15 protein-coding genes and 3 tRNA genes are annotated in these 19,349 nt (G+C 46.8%); 6 read left to right on the forward strand and 12 right to left on the reverse strand.

Annotated elements, in window-relative coordinates; all coding sequences use genetic code 11:
- The first annotated feature begins 132 nt into the window (after window positions 1–132).
- On the forward strand, window positions 133–1,071 hold the full coding sequence (locus Q4Q57_RS13310) for a YvcK family protein (protein WP_006087165.1): 939 nt from the start codon (window positions 133–135) through the stop codon (window positions 1,069–1,071).
- 110 nt (window positions 1,072–1,181) lie between these two features.
- Here the strand turns inward: Q4Q57_RS13310 and Q4Q57_RS13315 are convergent, their stop codons facing one another.
- The 5 genes from Q4Q57_RS13315 to Q4Q57_RS13335 all read right to left on the reverse strand — a co-directional run bounded on the left by Q4Q57_RS13315 (window position 1,182) and on the right by Q4Q57_RS13335 (window position 4,869).
- Window positions 1,182–2,375 carry an amino acid aminotransferase gene (locus Q4Q57_RS13315; protein ID WP_311891098.1) on the reverse strand — a complete coding sequence of 398 codons (1,194 nt, stop codon included), beginning with the start codon at window positions 2,373–2,375 and terminating at the stop codon, window positions 1,182–1,184.
- 407 nt (window positions 2,376–2,782) lie between these two features.
- Window positions 2,783–2,869 (reverse strand) — tRNA-Leu (locus Q4Q57_RS13320).
- Window positions 2,870–2,918: 49 nt separating this feature from the next.
- A tRNA-Cys gene (locus tag Q4Q57_RS13325) sits at window positions 2,919–2,992 on the reverse strand.
- Window positions 2,993–3,016: 24 nt separating this feature from the next.
- Window positions 3,017–3,092, reverse strand: a tRNA-Gly gene (locus Q4Q57_RS13330).
- 343 nt (window positions 3,093–3,435) lie between these two features.
- Window positions 3,436–4,869, reverse strand: coding sequence for a glyceraldehyde-3-phosphate dehydrogenase (locus tag Q4Q57_RS13335; protein WP_311891099.1), 1,434 nt, complete (start codon window positions 4,867–4,869; stop codon window positions 3,436–3,438).
- 203 nt (window positions 4,870–5,072) lie between these two features.
- Between Q4Q57_RS13335 and Q4Q57_RS13340 the strand changes: the two genes are divergently transcribed.
- The 3 genes from Q4Q57_RS13340 to Q4Q57_RS13350 all read left to right on the forward strand — a co-directional run bounded on the left by Q4Q57_RS13340 (window position 5,073) and on the right by Q4Q57_RS13350 (window position 8,769).
- Entirely contained in the window at window positions 5,073–5,972 is a 900-nt protein-coding gene (locus Q4Q57_RS13340; RefSeq protein WP_311891100.1) for a DUF2989 domain-containing protein, read from the forward strand.
- A gap of 201 nt (window positions 5,973–6,173) precedes the next feature.
- Window positions 6,174–7,184: a type I glyceraldehyde-3-phosphate dehydrogenase gene (gap, locus tag Q4Q57_RS13345; RefSeq protein ID WP_006081590.1), complete on the forward strand. Its 1,011-nt coding sequence runs from the start codon at window positions 6,174–6,176 to the stop codon at window positions 7,182–7,184.
- A 202-nt stretch (window positions 7,185–7,386) separates the two neighbouring features.
- Complete coding sequence (locus Q4Q57_RS13350; protein WP_311891101.1) at window positions 7,387–8,769, forward strand: IS4 family transposase; 1,383 nt, start codon at window positions 7,387–7,389, stop codon at window positions 8,767–8,769.
- A gap of 71 nt (window positions 8,770–8,840) precedes the next feature.
- On the opposite strand, the gene nadA is transcribed toward Q4Q57_RS13350, so the two are convergent.
- The 5 genes from nadA to astE form a co-directional block, all read right to left on the reverse strand.
- The gene (gene nadA, locus Q4Q57_RS13355; RefSeq protein ID WP_263191992.1) at window positions 8,841–9,923 is read right to left on the reverse strand and encodes a quinolinate synthase NadA; all 1,083 of its coding nucleotides are present in this window, start codon (window positions 9,921–9,923) and stop codon (window positions 8,841–8,843) included.
- 133 nt (window positions 9,924–10,056) lie between these two features.
- Window positions 10,057–11,667: a dihydrolipoyllysine-residue acetyltransferase gene (locus Q4Q57_RS13360; RefSeq protein WP_311891102.1), complete on the reverse strand. Its 1,611-nt coding sequence runs from the start codon at window positions 11,665–11,667 to the stop codon at window positions 10,057–10,059.
- 9 nt (window positions 11,668–11,676) lie between these two features.
- A complete protein-coding gene (locus Q4Q57_RS13365) occupies window positions 11,677–12,654 on the reverse strand; it encodes an alpha-ketoacid dehydrogenase subunit beta (protein ID WP_311891103.1) in 978 nt (325 codons plus the stop codon).
- Between the two features lie 3 nt (window positions 12,655–12,657).
- Window positions 12,658–13,836 carry a thiamine pyrophosphate-dependent dehydrogenase E1 component subunit alpha gene (locus Q4Q57_RS13370; protein WP_311891104.1) on the reverse strand — a complete coding sequence of 393 codons (1,179 nt, stop codon included), beginning with the start codon at window positions 13,834–13,836 and terminating at the stop codon, window positions 12,658–12,660.
- Between the two features lie 162 nt (window positions 13,837–13,998).
- The gene (astE, locus tag Q4Q57_RS13375; protein ID WP_311891105.1) at window positions 13,999–15,033 is read right to left on the reverse strand and encodes a succinylglutamate desuccinylase; all 1,035 of its coding nucleotides are present in this window, start codon (window positions 15,031–15,033) and stop codon (window positions 13,999–14,001) included.
- Between the two features lie 342 nt (window positions 15,034–15,375).
- Here astE and msrA point away from each other — a divergent pair, with 342 nt between their 5' ends.
- On the forward strand, window positions 15,376–15,855 hold the full coding sequence (gene msrA, locus Q4Q57_RS13380) for a peptide-methionine (S)-S-oxide reductase MsrA (protein ID WP_012587710.1): 480 nt from the start codon (window positions 15,376–15,378) through the stop codon (window positions 15,853–15,855).
- Between the two features lie 113 nt (window positions 15,856–15,968).
- Here the strand turns inward: msrA and pgm are convergent, their stop codons facing one another.
- Both pgm and seqA read right to left on the reverse strand, forming a co-directional pair.
- The gene (gene pgm / locus Q4Q57_RS13385; protein WP_311891106.1) at window positions 15,969–17,621 is read right to left on the reverse strand and encodes a phosphoglucomutase (alpha-D-glucose-1,6-bisphosphate-dependent); all 1,653 of its coding nucleotides are present in this window, start codon (window positions 17,619–17,621) and stop codon (window positions 15,969–15,971) included.
- An 82-nt stretch (window positions 17,622–17,703) separates the two neighbouring features.
- On the reverse strand, window positions 17,704–18,246 hold the full coding sequence (seqA, locus tag Q4Q57_RS13390) for a replication initiation negative regulator SeqA (protein ID WP_311891107.1): 543 nt from the start codon (window positions 18,244–18,246) through the stop codon (window positions 17,704–17,706).
- A gap of 297 nt (window positions 18,247–18,543) precedes the next feature.
- Between seqA and Q4Q57_RS13395 the strand changes: the two genes are divergently transcribed.
- Window positions 18,544–19,320: an alpha/beta fold hydrolase gene (locus Q4Q57_RS13395; protein ID WP_311891108.1), complete on the forward strand. Its 777-nt coding sequence runs from the start codon at window positions 18,544–18,546 to the stop codon at window positions 19,318–19,320.
- The last annotated feature ends 29 nt before the right edge of the window (window positions 19,321–19,349 follow it).

The following is a 19,349-nucleotide window of genomic DNA, read 5'->3' on the forward strand; positions in this document are numbered from 1 at the left end:
CGACTGAGCTTTTATACTAAGGTTCCTTAACGCAGTTAAATTGCACAGTAGCGCTTACGTCATTGCGCTTTGTACGTAATCAGTGATGACAGTAACATTCATTTTTCGGGTATTCAGGAAGGAAGAACCCAGATGCAGCATTTGATGTTAAATCAATTTGAACGTGTCGTCGCCATTGGCGGAGGCCATGGTTTAGGCCGAGTATTATCGTCACTCGATTTTTTAGGCAGCCGTTTAACGGGAATTGTCGCGACCACAGATAACGGTGGCTCTACCGGTAGACTCAGAGCCGAGCAGGACTGTATTGCCTGGGGCGATTTACGCAACTGCTTATCCCATCTAGCCAATCGCCCTTCCGTCGGCTCACAACTATTCGAATACCGTTTCCAAGGTGAAACTGAACTCAGCGGCCATAATCTGGGTAATCTTATTTTACTGGCGCTTGATCAGCTGTGCGTTCGTCCATTAGAAGCAGTTAATCTCATCCGTAATTTACTCAAGATTGAAACCCAGCTGATCCCTATGTCTGAACAACCCACACACTTAGTGGCTCTGCAAGCCTGTGGTAGTAAAGTATTTGGCGAGATCAATGTCGACAGTATGGATGAAGCACCTATCGCGCTCTGCCTTGAGCCACAGGTCGATGCAACTTTTGAAGCCTGTGAGGCTGTACGGCACGCAGATTTAATCATTTTAGGCCCTGGCAGCTTCTTAACCAGCATTATGCCGCCGCTGCTATTACCTAAGTTTGCAAAAAGCCTAGCCGCTACTAAAGCTCAAGTGATCTTTATCGATAACCTTGCAGAGGAAGCCTCACCCGCGGGTCGATTTAGTATTGAGCAACGTATCGCTTGGTGCCATCAAGTGATTGGCAAGCCCATCATTCACAAAGTGTTACGTCATGGCGAACAAACGCGTTTAGGACCACTCATTAACTATTTTCCGTTGAAGAATCGCCATAACCCGAATTTACATGATCAAGCGAACCTATTAGATGCATTAAGCGCCCTGCTGCGAATTAAATCTGAGCTCACGCTGCAATCGCAGGAGCCTCTCGCGCTTAGCTGCTAATCACTGAATAGCCCGCACATACTGAAAAACATAAAGGACAGCAAATGCTGTCCTTTATGTTTAAGGCTAAAGAAAAATTCCTTTAGCCTCTTTCTATAACCTAATAAGCCTTACAATACTTGCGCTATCGCTTTGCAGATCACTGGCATATTGGTCTTAGTCATACCTGCAACGCTAATGCGTCCTGAACCAACGATATAAACCCCAAACTCGTCTTTCAAGCGCGCCACTTGGGCTTTATTCAAACCAGAGAAACTGAACATACCATTTTGGCGAGAAATAAAGCTAAAGTCCTGAGTCACGCCTTCAGCCTTTAAGCTTTCAACGAACAAGGTACGCATTTCGGCGATACGCTCACGCATCTCTTTAACTTCCTGCACCCACATGGCTTTCAGGGCTGCGTCATTTAAGATAGTGCTGACGATCAGCGCGCCATGTGCTGGCGGATTAGAATAGTTTGCACGTATGGTACGTTTCACTTGGCTAAAGGCACGCACGGCAGCATCAGCATCTTCAGCCACCACAGTTACGGCGCCGATACGTTCGTTGTACAAACCAAAGTTTTTAGAGAAAGAGTTAGCAACCAGCAGCTCCGGCACTTTTGATGCCACTAAACGAAGACCAGCCGCATCTTCTTCAATTCCAGCACCAAAACCTTGGTATGCAAAGTCAAACAATGGCACAAGTTTCTTATCGGCACACAATTGGGCTACGAGTTCCCATTGCGCCAAGGTTAAATCGATACCTGTTGGGTTATGGCAGCAACCGTGTAGCAACACAACATCGCCTGCATTCGCGTGAGACAAGTCCGTCATCATGGTATCAAAATCGATATCATGGGCTTCTGCTTTGTAATAACCGTATTCTTTAACGGCTAAACCCGCAGTTTCAAAAATGTTTTGATGGTTGGCCCACGTTGGATTGCTGACCCAAATAGTGTGCGAATCGGTATTACGCAGTAAAAACTCAGCAGCAATACGCAGTGCACCTGTGCCGCCCGGGGCTTGCGCTGTGGCAGCACGGCCAGAAGTGATTAATGCACTGCCCTCACCGAATAACAATGTTTGTACAACATGGTTATACGCTTGCACGCCTTCAATGCCTAAATAGTTTTTGGTCTTCTCTTGCTCAAGTAAAATAGCCTCGGCTTTTTTCACTGAAGTCAGCACTGGAGTTTGTCCAGCCTCATCCTTATAAATACCGACACCCAGATTAACTTTATCCTGACGGTGATCAGCCTTAAAGGTATCAGTTAAACCAAGAATGGGATCTGCGGGTGCGAGTAATACTTGAGAGAAAATCATGACTACGTATCCTAATTATGCGCGTGTAGGGGAAATTTCGGCTTATTTATACCACTGTCTTTAAGGGGGGAATAGCGACTTAAGCACCTTCTCAGGGAAATTCTTACGCCATTGTAGATTTAACAGTAAAAGTTCAATTTTTTTATGTAATTATAAGCATAAACGGAAAATTGCTTTAATAAAGTTATTTATAACATCTAGATCACAAAATCCTGTAATTTTATCTTGTAGAAAAGAATCGCGCTGACGTCGCAATACTGAATGAATAAAATGTGAGTGGAATCTATAGCTAATTCTAACTTAGCCGAGTAATCATCTTAAATGCCACTAAGTGAGCCAGTGGCATTCGGCTTTGAGGATCTATAAAGCAAAAAAGCCCTGACATCAGTCAGGGCTTTTCTGTTTTTTGGTACCCGAGGCCAGACTTGAACTGGCACGCTGTTACCAGCGAGGGATTTTAAATCCCTTGTGTCTACCGATTCCACCACTCGGGCAAACTCTTTATATTAACGACGTGAATCGTGTCATTAATACGTTAATCTATGGAGGCGCGACCCGGAGTCGAACCGAGATCGACGGATTTGCAATCCGCAGCATAGCCATTCTGCCATCGCGCCCAAATTGCCAAATTAATTAAAATTTGGAGCGACATATCGGGTTCGAACCGATGACCTATACCTTGGCAAGGTATCGCTCTACCAACTGAGCTAATGTCGCCTATCATTGCGCTTAATCATTAGAAGCCATGCTAGGCATGCTTTCCCCTGACTGCGGATTGGCATTCTACCGATTTAGACCTCAGAGTCAATCAACAATTTTTAAAAAATGATCTAAGCCGTATCGTTTGCCCAATAAACCGCCATAAGTCAGCAAAGTTGATGTTTCCTTCATCAATTTAGGCTTTTTTGCCGATACTAACGCCGAGCGGCAGATGATTAAGTGAGGCAGAAAAGCTGTGGTTGATTGTGAGGATTGAGTCGAACTCAATTAAATTGCCTGAGTATAGAAAACAAAAGCGCCCTACTGGGCGCTTTATGTGAAGGTTATTAACGCAGCTAACTTATGCCGGCAGAGATAGCGTCGTTAAACCTAACATAGTTTGCATTACACCAACCACTTGGCAGCTGTAACCAAACTCGTTGTCATACCATACATAAAGAATGGCACGCTTGCCTTCTGCGATAGTCGCTTGTGAATCAATCACGCCCGCGTAGCGAGAACCCACTAAATCGCTCGATACAATCTCAGTAGAGTCGGTGTAATCGATTTGATTTTGTAGTGGTGATTGCAGCGCCGTATCTTTCAGGTACTCATTCAGCTCATCTTTACTAGTTTCAGCATTCAAGTTCATGCTGATGATGGCCATAGAAACGTTTGGCGTTGGCACGCGAATCGCGTTACCGGTTAACTTACCCGCTAACACAGGCAGCGCTTTAGCAACGGCTTTAGCAGCACCCGTTTCAGTGATCACCATGTTTAATGGTGCACTGCGGCCACGGCGGTCAGCGGTGTGATAGTTATCAATCAAGTTTTGATCGTTGGTATAAGAGTGAATCGTCTCAACATGACCATTCTCAATACCATATTTATCATTCACAGCTTTCAGTACAGGCGTAATAGCGTTGGTCGTACAGCTTGCCGCAGAAACGATAATGTCTTCTGGGGTAATGTCGCCTTCATTCACACCGTAAACGATGTTCTTGATTGCGCCTTTTGCAGGAGCAGTCAGCAATACTTTGCTAGCACCAGGGCTCTTAAGGTGTAAACCAAGACCCGCTTCATCTTTCCAAATACCAGTGTTATCAACAACGAGTGCATCGCTGATATCGTATTTAGTGTAATCCACTTCATCAGGCGAGTTTGCATAAATCACTTGGATATAGGTACCGTTGGCGATGATGGCATTGTTCTCTTCGTCAACTTCCACAGAACCATTAAAAGGACCATGGACTGAGTCACGACGTAATAAACTGGCACGTTTCTCTAAATCACCTTTCTTACCGCCACGTAATACGATAGCGCGTAATCTTAACTTATTGCTGCGGCCTGTGCGTTCAATCAGCAGGCGTGCTAATAAGCGACCGATACGGCCAAAACCATAAAGCACAACATCACGCGGTGCGACATCATCAGCATGGTCGATGGCATCGGCCAACTCTTTTGCCATATAGCTTTCAATTTCACTGACATCGGTGTGATCACGCCAGTAATTGACTGCAAGCTTACCAATATCCACTTTACATTGTTTAACTGCGAGTTTGCTCAAAGCTTGAACGAAGGGGAAACTCTCGCGTAAACGTAATTTTTCACCGACATGACGACGAACTAAACGGTGCGCTTTAATGATTTCAATCGTAGAAGCATTGAGTAACGGCTTGCCGTAGACCACGACTTCAACGCCTTGGTTACGGTACAACTTGCCTAACAAAGGCTGCATCGCCTCTGCCATTTCAAAACGTTCTTGCCAACTTTGTAGGTGTTTATCAGCGCTCATTTACAGATCCTTTATCTCACTTTTCAATAAAATGTACTGAAAGGTTTGAGTAACATGACGAAAAGACCAATAATCTAATGCGGGTTTTAGGGAAAACCCTGTTTTGGTCGGCGCCATTGTAATGAAAGTCGCGCTGTGTTGCCAGTAAGATATTTTCTGTAAATCTGTAATTTTATTAGAAAAATTATCGTTTGGAGAGTGTTTTGAGACAAAATCTAGTAATAATTACATCATTTACCTTAGGGATGAGCCTTTTTGGTCTTTTCGGTTGTGATAATGACCGAAATATCTCAGCAATTTGTAAAAATAATCCTGAAATTTGTGCCGATTTGCATAAGGATGGCTGGTGTTTGGCCGAAAAAACCAAACTTATCCAGAACCGCTACGAATTAAAAGACAACGAAAAACCCACAGGCAAACAACTCTACCTGCAATTGACCTATCTTGAGGATTACAGCCGCTGCATTGAACTCGCCTCTGGCGTGCAGCATATCATCCACACCAATCGCACCGCTGATAGAGCCAGAGCCTTTAGATTAAGCACCCAGAATTTAAGCTTGCTACAAGATCAAACCCGCGAGCGACAAGATCCTTTCATGTCCTATTACCAATGGACGCGCTTTGGCGATACCGCGGCGCTAAATCGATTGTTAGAACATGAAAACGCCGGCGAAGTGACTGACTCTTTCTTACTTGCCCAAGTCGCCACCTATTACAGCAATCGAAATGCCATTAAAGCGCAACAACTCTATCTTAAGGTCTTTGAAGACATCCAATACGATGATTTCGACGTTAACTGGTTACTTGGGCTTGCATCAGCCTATCGCCAGCAACAGGTATTCGATAAAGCCTATATGCTGACGAAGGCAAATTTACTACTTACGCAGCAGAAGTATTCAGAGGAAAAAATGCTAGCCTTGCTCGGTGGCAATAAAACGCTGGCGACTGAACTCGATTTAAAAGCCCAAGCCCTTATCGATGCGCTAAAAAACGGGACTTATTCTCAGAGTCCAGTAAGACAATGGCTTGATCCTCAAGCGGTTGACAAAGCGCCTACGGCAACTGAGGCTGTACCGCCTGCGCTTGTCGAAAAAACAGACTAAGCAACTGATGGCAAAATGTTTGCCATCTTGTAATTTTTTACCCAATTAACGCGTAAAAAATGGCGATTTCGCGACCGATGTAAAAAAAATACCTAATTTGTTAATCAAGACAGCGGTAAAATGCCGATTTAACTTGACGATAGCTGTCAGTTTGGTAATTTTACTACCAGTTGAATTTTATAATCACCAGAGGGATATGAGATGACTATCCGTGTAGCAATAAATGGCTATGGCCGTATCGGTAGAAACGTATTACGCGCCTTGTACGAAAGCGAAAAAGCTTATCCAATCAAGATTGTCGCTATTAATGATTTAGGCGACGCTTCAATCAACGCTCACCTGACAAAATACGATTCTGTTCACGGTCGTTTCAATGCCAAAGTTGACCATGATGCCGAAGCTATTTATGTGAATGGCGATAAGATCCTCACTTTCCAAGAACGTGATCCTGCAAAACTGCCATGGGCGGAATTGCAAGTTGACGTGGTTTTCGAATGTACCGGTATCTTCACTTCTAAAGAAACTGTTCAACCACATTTAACCGCTGGCGCGAAGAAAGTGATTATTTCTGCTCCAGGTAAAAACGTCGATGCCACTGTTGTTTACGGCGTGAACAACAACGTGCTGACGTCAGACATGACAGTGATTTCAAATGCTTCTTGTACAACTAACTGTTTAGCGCCTTTTGCTAAGCCGTTAAATGACGAGATTGGTATTGAATCAGGCCTGATGACCACGATTCACGCTTATACCAACGATCAACGTTTATCTGACGTGTACCACACAGATTTACGTCGTGCCCGTGCAGCAGCACTGTCAATGATCCCAACTAAAACTGGCGCTGCTGCTGCTGTAGGTTTGGTTGTACCTGAATTACAAGGTAAGTTCGACGGTCTAGCGGTTCGTGTACCTACAGTTAACGTATCACTGGTGGATTTATCTTTCATCGCTGCCCGTGATACGACAGTTGAAGAAGTGAATGCCATTATCGAACGTGCTGCTAGCGTTGCGCCATTGAGCGAAGTGTTAGCAGTAAACAAAGAGCCATTGGTGTCTATCGACTTTAACCACAATGCGTTCTCTTCAAACTTTGACGCCACTCAAACCCGTGTAAACGGTCGTTTAGTGAAAGTGATGTCTTGGTATGATAACGAGTGGGGATTCAGTAACCGTATGTTAGATAACGCGGTTGCACTGATGAACGCAAAGTAATCTAGTCACTAGATCCTGCGTTACTCAATCAAGCCTCGCATTTGCGGGGCTTTTTATTGCCTTAAATTCCAGCCATAAAAAATCCCCACTCTATGGCCTGTCTCTTCTACACAAATCCCTCAGTTTGCCCCGGGGGATTTTTTTGAACCATTTTCAATTACCCTGATCTGATCCTGACCTTTTGTTTCAGATACCACATACCATGTTTTTAAGTGAACCATCACTCTGGGCACAGAGCATTTTTCAGCGCGCACAATTAGGGGATGTACGAAGGACCAAACGGCTTGTACAGTTGGCAGCCCAACTTGCAGCTCATACAGGACAATCTATCGTGCAATCCCTTTCATCCAGTGCAGACATTGAAGCCGCTTATCGCTTTGTCCGTAACGAGCATATCAATCCAGCAGCGATTGCTGAGGCAGGTTTTGCTGCCACAGTGCAAGCCTGCGAACCATTTGACTGCCTACTGGCGCTGGAAGACACCACGTCGTTGGAGTTCACCCACCCAAGTGTCGAGGAAGAACTTGGACATACCACGTCCCACAAACATTCCAGCGGGCTGGAAGCGCACACGGTTTTATTGTTTGCACCCAAGGCGCAGCAGGTCGTTGGACTGATTGAGCAGCATCGCTGGGCACGCGACCGCGAGGCCTATGGCCAGAAAAAACAACGTGCCAAACGTGATTATGAACAGAAAGAAAGTTACAAATGGCAACGGGCTTCAGCAGCGATGGCGACTCGCTTGGGACCACAGATGCAGAAGGTGATTTCGGTTTGTGACCGTGAAGCCGATATCATCGAATACCTGCGCTTTAAAACCGATACACAACAACGGTTTATTGTACGCTCGATGCAAAGCCGCTGTATTGAAGAAGACCAGCACAAACTCTATGCGTTTAGTGAGACGCTGCAAAGTGCCGGTGAGCGGATGATACAGGTGCAACAAAAAGGCGGTCGCAAAGCCAGAGTTGCGCACTGTGATATCCGCTTTACGCCCATTACCGTGAAGGTTCCGGCGAATAAAACGGGCCAGTCTGTGCCGCTGTTTTATGTGGGTTGTCAGGAGAAAGACAGCGTAGATGGCCTCTGTTGGCACCTGCTGACGACTGAGGTAGTCACAACAGCAGAGCAGGCGCAACAAATTCTTGATTACTACGAGCGCCGCTGGCTGATTGAAGACTTCCATAAATCCTGGAAAACGGGCGGTACGCAGGTGGAAGACTTACGGATGCAAAGCAAAGACAACCTGGAGCGGATGATTGTGATTCTGGCATTTATTGCCACGCGCATCCAGCAACTGCGTTGTTACGCAGGCCAAGCTGAACAAGCGAAAAAACGGTCTTGCGATAGCCTGTTAAGCCCATTGGCCTGGAAGTTGTTATGGCTAAAGACGGAAAAAAGACAACTGCCCGAGCAAGTCCCCAGTGTGCATTGGGCTTACTTAAGGTTAGGAAAACTCGCGGGCTGGAATGACAGCAAACGAAGCGGAATTGTGGGCTGGGAAAGGTTATGGCAAGGATGGTTTAAACTGCAAACCATCCTTGAAGGTTACCAGCTAGCCTTGTCTCTTGAGCAAAAGATGTGATCAAGAGACAGACTCTATGGCGGGGATTTTTATGACACTGGAGAACAGCTAAAGAACTGACTTAGCCATGCTTAGGCATTACCCTTCACTTTCATATTCAGTGTCTTGGCAAAATCCAGCATACGCGTCAGCGGGATTAGCGCTTTAACTCTTAAGTCTTCATCCACAAATATCTCATGGGTGGTTTTATCGCTGTCGGCGAGTGACGCTTCAATCGCCTGTAGTCCGTTCATCGCCATCCAAGGACAGTGAGCACAACTCTTACAGGTTGCGCCATTTCCGCCCGTTGGCGCTTCGATTAAGATTTTACCTGGCGCCGCCTGCTGCATTTTATAGAAGATGCCGCGATCGGTTGCCACGATAAAACGCTCATTTGGCATAGTCTGCGCCGCTTTGATCAATTGACTGGTCGAGCCAACGGCATCGGCCATCGCCACCACACTGGCTGGCGACTCAGGATGTACAAGGATAGCTGCATCGGGGTAAACACTTTTCATATCGCGCAGCGCGTTCGATTTAAACTCGTCGTGAACAATACAATCGCCCTGCCACATCAACATGTCGGCGCCCGTCTGTTTAGCAATATAGCTGCCTAAATGACGATCGGGTCCCCAAATGATCTTTTTGCCTTCGCTGTCTAAGTGCTCAACGATTTCGAGAGCAATACTTGAGGTCACCACCCAATCGGCGCGCGCTTTAACCGCAGCCGAGGTATTGGCGTAAACCACCACAGTATGATCTGGGTGCGCGTCGCAGAAAGCGCTGAACTTATCAATCGGACAACCTAAATCCAATGAACAGGTCGCTTCAAGGGTCGGCATTAGGATAGTTTTTTCAGGGCTTAAAATCTTGGCGGTTTCACCCATAAACTTGACCCCAGCAACGATTAAGGTTTTTGCTGGGTGATCGCGGCCAAAGCGCGCCATTTCTAAGGAGTCTGAAACACAGCCGCCGGTTTCTTCGGCAAGGGCTTGGATTTCAGGATCGGTATAATAGTGGGCAACCAGAACGGCATCTTTTTCAATGAGCAGTTGCTTGATACGTGCCTTATAGTCGGCTTTTTGCGTATCGGACAAAGGCACTGGCTTAGGCGGAAACGGGTAATCAATGGTTTCTATTGTTGGAGCAAATGGGCTGGGGGCTAACTGACTCATAACACATCCATCAGGATAACGACGTTCGGGAATTATACGTAATCGGGATCAAAAGATTAACCCATTTGTGCAAAGCAAATAAAAAAGGACGCCCTAAAGCGTCCTTTTACTGTCAAATCTGCGTGCCAGCGGCTTAGCGCATCGCTAATAACATCTCTTGCGGCTGCTCCAGATATTGTTTCCACAGATTACAGAAGCGGGCAATGGTGCCGCCATCGATCACTCTGTGGTCGCCAGACCAGCTCACTTGCATGATTTGGCGGGCTTCGACTTCCCCTTTCGCGTTAAAACGCGGCAAGGTTTGCAACTTACCTAAGGCCACAATCGCCACCTCAGGTTTGTTGATAATAGGCGTCGCCACTGTGCCACCTAAGGCGCCAATGTTAGAGATGGAAATCGTGCCGTCTTTCAGATCCGCTGGCGCCACGCGGCCGCTGCGGGCTGCTTGGGTCAGACGGGTGATTTCTGCCGCCACTTCTAAAATGCTCTTGTCCTGCACATCTTTGATGTTGGGCACCAAAAGACCCACTTTAGAATCCACCGCCATGCCGATATTGTGGCGCGCCTTGTAGGTCAACTCAGTGCAATCAGCATTCACTTGGCTATTCATCACAGGGAACTGACTTAACGCGAGTGACATCGACTTCATGAAGAAAGGCATCATGGTCAGCTTCACTTCATCGGATGAATACTTCACTTTCATGCTTTCACGCAGTGCAACTAAGTCTGTTAAATCAAACTCTTCGCAATAGGTAAAATGCGGAATGCTCGACACAGATTCCACCATCATGCGTGCCATCACAGCTTTTACGCCACGAATCGGCTCAATCGTGTCAGCACGTTGAGTCTCTGTCGATGTTGTGACTTGGGTTTGAGATGCTTGAGCTGGCGCCTCTTTTACCTGAGTCGTACTTGGAGCAGAAACATTGCTCGCGCCTTGTTGGAAGCGAGTGATGTCTTCCTTATAAACACGGCCGTGCTTTCCTGTGCCAGGTACTTGGCTCAAATCGATATCTAACGACCGCGCCATCCGGCGAACTGCAGGGCTGGCTAAAGCTTTACCTTGGCGAGCAGGTTCTGCATTCACAGTCTGCGCTGTTGGTGCCGCATTGGCCACAGTATCAGTGTTTGTTGCTGCAGGTGCTGAAGCCGCCAGTTCAACTTCAATGGCAAATAAAGGCGCATGCACTTTAGCTAGCTGACCTTTGCGATAATGCAGTTTGGCAATTTTACCCGCTTTAATGGCAGGAATTTGCACCAGCGCTTTATCTGTCATCACGTCGGCAATCGGTTGATCTTCCTCAACCCAATCACCTTCGCTCACTAACCATTCAACTAGCTCACATTCAACAATGCCTTCGCCGATATCCGGTAGTAAGAACTCTTCTATGCTGACGGATGAACTGGATGACGTATTGGCAGTTGTTGCCGCCACAGGCTCAGTCACTTTTGCAGTCGCAGCAGATTCAGTCGCAATAGACTCTTCACCTGCGATTTCAACGGCACCTTCAATTTGTACGGCATAGAGCGGCGCATGCACTTTCGCAATATCGCCCTTGGCGTAATACAGCTTAGTGACCACGCCCGCAAATGGCGCAGGGATTTGCACTAGGGCTTTGTCTGTCATGACATCGGCAATCGGCTGATCTTCAACGACTGTGTCGCCTTCTTTGACCAACCATTCAACCAATTCACATTCCACTACACCTTCGCCAATATCCGGCAAAATAAAATCTTTAATCATACCGGACTCCTAGAAGGTCACTGATGCTTTGATGGATTCAAACGTTTTGAACGCATCAGGCATGTATTCTTTTTCATGAATGAGTGGGTACGGGGTATCTAAACCACAAACGCGGCTGATGGGCGACTCGAGATACAAGAAGCATTCTTGCTGGATTGTCGCGGCAATTTCACCGGCAAAACCACCCGTTAATGGCGCTTCATGGTTAACCAGCAAACGTCCTGTCTTTTTAACTGAATCGGCAACGGTATCGATATCCCAAGGTGACAAGGTGCGTAAATCAATAATTTCGCAGGAGATCCCTTCTTTAGCGGCCATATCGGCGGCTTTTTCAAGGATTTCCATTTGCGCGCCCCACGCCACTAAGGTGATGTCTTTACCTTCGCGAACCACTTCAGCCTTGCCCAGTTCAATTTCATAATCGCCCGCTGGCACTTCGCCAACCGATGCGCGATATAAACGCTTAGGTTCAAAGAAGATCACTGGGTTTTTGTCACGAATTGACGCTAACAACAGGCCTTTTGCTTGCTCGGGGTTACGTGGCACCACCACTTTTAATCCCGGTGTCTGGGTAAAATAAGCTTCGGGTGATTGTGAGTGATAATGGCCGCCAGCGATGCCGCCGCCATAGGGCGTACGGAACACTAATCCACCGACATCGAACTCATTACCGCTGCGGTAACGGAACTTGGCAGACTCGTTGACGATTTGATCGAACGCCGGAAAGATATAATCGGCGAATTGGATTTCAGCCACAGCAGTCATGCCATTTGAGGCTAGACCATTGGCAAAACCGGCAATACCTTGCTCTGTCAGCGGGGTATTAAAGCAGCGATCGCGACCGAATTTCTCTTGAAGACCGGAAGTGGCGCGAAATACCCCACCAAAGTGACCCACATCTTCACCAAAAACCACCATGCGCTCATCGGCTTGCATGGCGATCGACAAGGCCTCATTGACGGCCTGTAACATATTCATTTCAGCCACGGCTTATAGTCTCCCTGCACTTTTTGGATAGGCTTGCGGATATTTCTTGATATGTTCTTTAAGATCGGCGAGTTGCTTTCTCAGCACTGGCGTAGGCTTGTCGTACACATCTTCAATAATTTCATCCAGCATAGGCACAGGAATTTTTTCAGCCACTTTTACCGCAGCCAATACTTCTTCACGATATTTCTCATTCAGTTTCACATCATCCGCTTCAGCTAACCAACCTTTGTTGATAAGCCATAATTTGAAGCGTTTAACCGGATCGTGTTGCTGCCACTTGGCTTCTTCATCTTTCGAGCGATAACCAGATGGATCGTCTGATGATGAATGCGCGCCTAGACGGTAAGTCATGGCTTCAATCAGCACAGGCGCATTATGCTCAATCGCATAGGCGCGGGCTTGCTGGGTTGCGGCTAACACGGCCAGCATGTCATTGCCGTCAACACGAATCGTGTGCATGCCATAACCCACACCGCGACTCGCAATACCGTTACCGGCAAACTGCTCTTCAGTTGGGGTTGAAATGGCGTAGCCATTGTTACGACAGAAGAAAATCACTGGACACTTCAATACTGCGGCCATGTTTAGACCTGCATGGAAGTCCCCTTCCGATGCTGCGCCTTCGCCAAAATAGCAAACCGCGACGTTGCGCTTACCTTGCATTTTTAAGCTGTAGCCCACACCCGTCGCCTGCGGGATTTGTGTCGCAAGGGGTGAAGAAATCGTTTGATAATGCAATGCCGCACTGCCGTAGTGAATGGGCATTTGGCGACCTTTACCAAGATCTTTCTCGTTACTGAACATCTGATTCATAAACTGTTCAGTGGTAAAGCCGCGATAACGCAACGCCGCATGCTCACGGTATTGCGCGAGGATAACGTCTTCTTGATCGAGAGCGGCCACACTGCCGACAATCGCCGCTTCTTCACCCGTACAGGTCATATAGAAGCTGATGCGCCCTTGACGCTGGGCACCTAACATACGTTCATCGAGTACCCGAGTGAATACACAGGTATCGTAAATTTTAGTGGCTAAGGTTTCATCTATCACAGGCAAAACCGCGGTTTCATAAGTGGTGCCGTCGGCTTGTAGAATTCGAAGGATAGGAATGTGTAGCGATGCCTTATCCAAGAAGCCGACACGGTGCACTGTATCAGTGTTAAGTGTTGCTTTGCTCATATTGTGCTCTTGTTATCTCATTACGCACCAAAGCGTTTTGATGCGTCTGTTTATACGAATATGCCCGACGAACATTACGTTAACGTAAACTACCTATCAACCATTGGCATAGCTCAAACCACAAGTTATCCCTGCCTCACATGTATATATTGCTTTACAAGCCTAACGCACGTCCGCATTCACCGCAGGGATCAGGCAAATCACAGTGCGATTGCCAATAGGCACTTTGGCATTAGGGAACACGACAGACTCAAACTCATGTTCCACTTTAATTTCTTGCCCACCTTCCCGCGCTAATACAAAACCTTTCGGGAAAGATCTGAAGTTTTCGACATCGGTTGCGAAGGTAAATTCAAAATCATCGAAATGTTTATTGATGACGCGGCACACTTGGTACAAGTTAACCTTATCGGCATCAAATGCATCCAACTCCAACGGCTTAGCGGTGATCAAGCGCATAAACATTTCATGGGTCGCGATAAAACGCGTCATGTCGTTCTGCCCCATGGGATAGACTTTGCCAAGCTCAATGGTAAAGGCATCGGCGCCGTAGTGTTCGGAGGAAAAATAGCTAAAGGTCGTGGTCGGTTCGTGGTGAAAAAGAACCGTATCGACGCCGCTTGCGGCTAAAAACATGATTTGCTCGCCGCTAAAGGCACGCCCTGGACGATAGGGATAGATAGCGAACTTTTCATGCTTCGAGACGCGCATCGCCGTGTGCAGATCATAATGAATGCGCTGACGACCATCTGCAACCGCGGTATAAAAACGGTCCACATAGGCTTCGAGTTTTTTGGCGCGCACTCGCTCAGGATTGACTAATCCCGGAGGATTGGAATGCTCACCACTAAACAGACGATTCATGTTCTCATCGATAATCCGCGTGCCGTTATTAATCGCTAATGGATTACCAATCAGGAATAAAGTGCGCTGTTTCGCGATGATCTTTTGCTGTAAAAGCTGCTTAATTAAGCCATTGCAGAGTTCAATGGGCGCGGTCTCGTTACCGTGAACACCGCAAGAAAGGACAACATCTTTTCCTTCATTCTGGGCGGGCTCAAAAACGATAACGCCAGTATCCCACACTTCAACTTGGGTATGGTCGCCCAAGCTAAATGAAAACTCGCCATCGAACTGTTCAGGATGGGCTAAGGTGAGCGCTAAAAAATCCTTTGAATCTAACAGAGCTTGTAACACAGAATTCTCCTTATAATGGTGTGTAACAGTAACGGCGCAATAGCATCAGTGCAGATAGCCATAACCACTCAAGCATTCATCTCAACGCGGTTAGGCTGACTCGCACCTTAAAAAGCGGCTTCAATACTAACACATGTTTTTAATGCTGTTCTCAGACATTTATCGCCATAGGACCCAGTTTTGAACGGAATAAGATCAACGCGGCGCTTTGCTACGGCGAGTGTAAATTTTCCATCACCTTATCGAAAAATCGTCCTGCATAAATATTCCTGCTAGAGGCTTGCTTTTGCGCGCGAGTTTTATCACAATTCTTAGCCATCTAGACTTCTATTGGATTTAATTATGGCGTTAGCAACCTTTGGTGCCGGCTGTTTCTGGGGCGTAGAGTATTTTTTTAGACAAGTGAATGGCGTATCGAACGCCACCTGCGGCTATATGGGCGGCAATAATAGCGCGACCACCTATGAAGAAGTCAAAAAAGGCAAAACGGGCCACGCCGAAGTGGTACAAGTGGAATTTGACCCTGCCTTGGTCAGTTATGAAGACTTGCTCGAGGTATTTTGGAAAAACCACAATCCAACCAGCCTGAACATGCAAGGTGGAGATATAGGCACTCAATACCGCAGCACGATTTTCTTCCATGACAGTGAACAAAAAGCCGCAGCAGAAGCCTCAAAATTAGCTTTTGCCCGATCAGGTCGTTGGGGATTACGCCATATCGTGACTGAAATAGTGCCATTGCAGCAGTTCCATGTGGCAGAGGAATATCACCAAAATTACATTGATAAGAATAATTTACCGAGTTGTCATATCGAGTACTAAATACAGTCAAATCAGCATGAGTTTAATACTCATAACTGACATTAGACACAAACAAAAACGCACTCAAAACTGAGTGCGTTTGTTTTTTGATACTTTATAAACCTACTGCTGCATTAAGCGTTCAGCGCCTTATCAATTAATGCCTGCGCATCTTTGATGATTTCAGCTAAATGCTGCTCACTGATAAAACTCTCGCCGTAGATCTTAAATAACGCTTCCGTGCCCGATGGACGCGCGGCAAACCAACCATTCGCCGTAGTCACTTTGATGCCACCAATGGCCGCATTATTGCCCGGCGCATGGGTTAACACGTTTTCGATTGTCTCACCCGCAAGCACAGTGGCATTTAAGGTTTCTGCATTCAATAACGCAAATTTGGCCTTGTTTTCAAGACTGATTGGGCTATCGATACGCTTATAAAAGCTTTGGCCAAATTGTTTTACTAGCTCTTGATGGCGTTGACCTGGAGTTTTACCTGTCACCGCAAGAATTTCTGCAGCAAGTAACCCTAGAATAAAGCCGTCTTTATCCGTGCACCACGTTGTCCCATCACGGCGTAAAAATGCAGCGCCAGCGCTCTCTTCACCGCCAAAGGCGATGGTGGCTTCGGCTAAACCATCGACAAACCACTTAAAGCCCACAGGCACTTCGAGTAATTTTTTGCCGTGGAAAGCACAGATTTTATCGATAAGCGCACTCGATACTAAGGTTTTACCTATGGCTAAGGTATCGCTCCAATCCGGTCTGTGCGTCAGTAAATAATCGATAGCGACCGCAAGGTAGTGATTAGGGTCCATCAAGCCGGTACCAGGGCAGACAATGCCGTGACGGTCATAGTCAGGATCGTTACCAAGGCATAAATCAAAGGATTCTTTATGGGCGAGTAACCCTGCCATCGCATAGGGAGACGAGCAATCCATGCGGATTTTGCCGTCTTTATCCAGCGGCATAAAGCTAAAGCTTGGGTCAACTTTATCATTAACTAAGGTGATATCGAGTCCATAACGCGTGGCTATCGGTGCCCAGTAGAAAATCCCTGAACCACCGAGCGGGTCAACACCGATACGCAGCTTAGCGTTGGCAATCGCCTGCATGTCGATAACGTTTTCTAAATCAGCCACATAGGGCGTGATCAAATCAATGGCGTTGACATAGCCTGAGGCCAGCGCTTCGGCATACGCTAATTTTTGCACGCCAGCTAACGCTTGGCGCAAGTAATCATTGGCACGCGACTCAATCCAAGTCGTGATATTACCTTCGGCCGGTCCACCATGGGGTGGATTGTATTTGATCCCACCATCTTGAGGCGGATTGTGGGAAGGCGTGATAATCAAACCATCGGACAGTGCCGCACCTGTGATATTGGCTTCGCGATTGGCGCAAATCACCCCATGGGACACCACAGGCGTTGGCGTGAAACCATCATTCTGCTGGATGTGCACTGTGACTTTATTTGCCGCCAGCACTTCAATGGCCGATAAATAAGCGGCGTAGGATAACGCATGGGTATCAATCCCGAGGATCAACGGCCCATTGATATTCACCGATTGGCGATAATCCACCACAGCTTGGGTAATCGCCCAAATGTGTTGTTGGTTAAAACTGCCATTGAAAGCGCAGCCTCTGTGCCCAGAAGTGCCAAAGGTGACGCGTTGTTGTACGTCATCCATATTTGGCGTGATGCTGTAATAATGGCTCATCAGTTTTGGAATATTGACCAGATCCGTCTGATTAGCGATTTGTCCTGCCCTTTGATGTATTGCCACCTTTGGCTCTCCTGCACTCAATTACAATTAAAAACAATGATTAAACTTAGCTCAACAACTGATGAAACGGCTCACTGGCAGATTAAACGCGCTCGGCGATGCCAGCTGCAACCGTTGCATCACAGCCAAATTGCACTAAGACTTCGGATAAAATGGTGCGTTTCTTGGCGGTATTGTTGTTGCTTGTTACCCAGAAACCACTGGTACCGATCTCTTTAGGATTCGCCGATGCGCTCGCTTCCAGTAATTGCTCTTTCGAACGGGCAAAATACAAACGATCGCGCCCTTGGATCTGCAGAATTTGCGAGAACTGCTCTGGGGTTAATTGATACAGACTTTCGAGCAAAAAGAGGAAACGCCCTACCGCGCCTTTTTGTTGCGATAACAGATGTTCATCGACTAAGCGACTGAAGTCATTCACAGCAGGTGCAGCTTGCACCGCAACTGCTGGAATCGGCTCAGCCTCTAAACTTGGTTGGCTTATCGCCAAAGGCTGAGGTGGTTCGACCGCATCGACGGACAGGCCGAGTAATCGACGAAGAATGTCAGAGGCGCTCTCACCAATACGTTCTGTTTTGCTGGCAATATGACGATAGAGCTCTTCATCAACTTCGATATATTTCATAACCTTAATTATCCTTTGTTATTCGACAGGCTTAACCGAAAAAAGTGTACCACAGCGATCGGGGCAGATCATTGCGATCGGTTACCAGTGTATCCATGTCTATCAATCTGATAAAGCGTCATTATTCTAAAAATGCGTGAAATAGCACAGCAAACTAGCAGATAACCGGCAATTGTCGAAAAAGCGCCCAAGTTAATTGCCGCATATACGCTAAAGTAGCAACTGACTTGTCAAGCCAACGGCATTAAGGGCACAATTCGCGCCACGTTAAGCTAAACATATCCAACAGGAATCACCATGAACTTTGTTTCTACAGGCCAAGGACCCGCAGTACTCTTGATCCACGGCTTGTTCGGCAACCTAGATAACCTCAAAGGCCTAGGACAAGTATTAGAAAGCCAGTATCAGGTTATTCGTGTCGATGTGCCCAATCATGGTTTAAGTGAGCATTGGGATGAAATGGATTACCCTCGCCTCGCCACGGCCATGCTTGCATTACTCGACGAACTGGCTATTGAACGCGCCCATATTGTGGGTCACTCCATGGGCGGTAAAATCGCCATGGCGACAGCGTTAGCTCATCCAGAGCGCATTATCAGCATGGTGGCAGCAGATATTGCCCCCGTCGCCTATGAGCCAAGACATGACTTAGTGTTTGCCGCATTAGCAAGTCTGCCCTTAGAAGGTCATACCGACAGACGGTTTGCCCTAAACCACTTGATTGACAAAGGTATCGACGAAGCCACGGCGCAGTTTTTACTCAAAAACCTGCAACGTACCGACACAGGCTTTCGTTGGAAGCTGAACTTAAGTGGTCTAAAAGCTTGTTATCCAAATATTATTGGCTGGCATAATCAGGCGCCAAATCCAGTACAAAGCTATAGCGGCCCGAGTCTATTTATTCGCGGCGGTGACTCGAATTATGTTACGAGTGAACACAGAAGCGCTATCATGACGCAATTCCCTGCGGCGCAAGCGAAAACCCTCGAAGGTTGCGGTCATTGGTTACATGCACTAAAACCCGCCATCTTTAATCGAATTGTGTCTGAATTTATTGACAAACAAGCAATGTAAATCAGCAGCAAACTCGACCTAAAGCATAT

It is taken from the genome of Shewanella sp. SP2S2-6 (assembly GCF_031931965.1).
GTDB classification, from domain to species: Bacteria; Pseudomonadota; Gammaproteobacteria; order Enterobacterales; family Shewanellaceae; genus Shewanella; species Shewanella baltica.

Excerpts from the sequence above, each read along its gene's own strand:
- Q4Q57_RS13310 (WP_006087165.1), top strand. The coding sequence starts at position 133 with ATGCAGCATTTGATGTTAAATCAATTTGAACGTGTCGTCGCCATTGGC.
- Q4Q57_RS13315 (WP_311891098.1), bottom strand. The coding sequence starts at position 2,375 with ATGATTTTCTCTCAAGTATTACTCGCACCCGCAGATCCCATTCTTGGT.
- Q4Q57_RS13335 (WP_311891099.1), bottom strand. The coding sequence starts at position 4,869 with ATGAGCGCTGATAAACACCTACAAAGTTGGCAAGAACGTTTTGAAATG.
- gap (WP_006081590.1), top strand. The coding sequence starts at position 6,174 with ATGACTATCCGTGTAGCAATAAATGGCTATGGCCGTATCGGTAGAAAC.
- Q4Q57_RS13350 (WP_311891101.1), top strand. The coding sequence starts at position 7,387 with ATGTTTTTAAGTGAACCATCACTCTGGGCACAGAGCATTTTTCAGCGC.
- nadA (WP_263191992.1), bottom strand. The coding sequence starts at position 9,923 with ATGAGTCAGTTAGCCCCCAGCCCATTTGCTCCAACAATAGAAACCATT.
- Q4Q57_RS13360 (WP_311891102.1), bottom strand. The coding sequence starts at position 11,667 with ATGATTAAAGATTTTATTTTGCCGGATATTGGCGAAGGTGTAGTGGAA.
- Q4Q57_RS13370 (WP_311891104.1), bottom strand. The coding sequence starts at position 13,836 with ATGAGCAAAGCAACACTTAACACTGATACAGTGCACCGTGTCGGCTTC.
- msrA (WP_012587710.1), top strand. The coding sequence starts at position 15,376 with ATGGCGTTAGCAACCTTTGGTGCCGGCTGTTTCTGGGGCGTAGAGTAT.
- seqA (WP_311891107.1), bottom strand. The coding sequence starts at position 18,246 with ATGAAATATATCGAAGTTGATGAAGAGCTCTATCGTCATATTGCCAGC.
- Q4Q57_RS13395 (WP_311891108.1), top strand. The coding sequence starts at position 18,544 with ATGAACTTTGTTTCTACAGGCCAAGGACCCGCAGTACTCTTGATCCAC.